Genomic DNA, 555 nt, shown 5'->3' on the forward strand with positions numbered 1-555 from the left:
AGCGTCACCTCGGTGTCCTCGACCGTGTCGTGCAGGAGGGAGGCGGTCAAGGTCGTGGTCTCGGCGCCGAGTTCGGCCAGGATGAGGGTCACGGCCAGGGGGTGTGTGATGTACGGCTCGCCGCTCTTGCGCATCTGCCCGCGGTGCGAGGACTCGGCGAGCACGTACGCCCGTCGCAACACGTCCAGGTCCGCCCCGGGGTGGTGGGCCCGGTGCACCTTGGCCACGTGCTCGATGGCGTCCGGCACCCGGCCGCGCGGTGCCGGCCCCAACAGGGCCGCGCGGCCGAACCGGCGGAGGTTGCGCAGGTCGATGAGCGGGCGGCCACGCCTCCGGCCGAACGAACCCGGTTCTGCTGGGTTAGTGGCCTCTGCGCTCATGGGCACCTCCGGCGGCGTCGACCGGCGATGGCAGCGCGACTGCCGGGGCGGTCGGCCCCCAGGCCCCGAGTGGGCGCCCGTGCCGGTGCTTGATGCTATCGAGCCCAACACGCGCCATCGAACCGCTCTCGTCGAGCGTGAACCAGATCACCCATTCGAGCGAGCGGAATGAGGC

Annotated in this window: 2 protein-coding genes; both read right to left on the reverse strand. The window is 71.9% G+C overall.

All coding sequences use genetic code 11. From position 1 onward, the window contains the following. A partial coding sequence (locus tag KUM32_RS41735) for an HD domain-containing protein (protein ID WP_217146831.1) occupies positions 1-380 on the reverse strand: 380 nt, incomplete at its 3' end. After that, positions 361-555: hypothetical protein (locus KUM32_RS41740; protein ID WP_217146832.1), on the reverse strand; the 195-nt coding region annotated here is incomplete at its 5' end. The genes KUM32_RS41735 and KUM32_RS41740, both read right to left, overlap by 20 nt.

It is taken from the genome of Streptomyces sp. AC627_RSS907 (genome assembly GCF_019049165.1).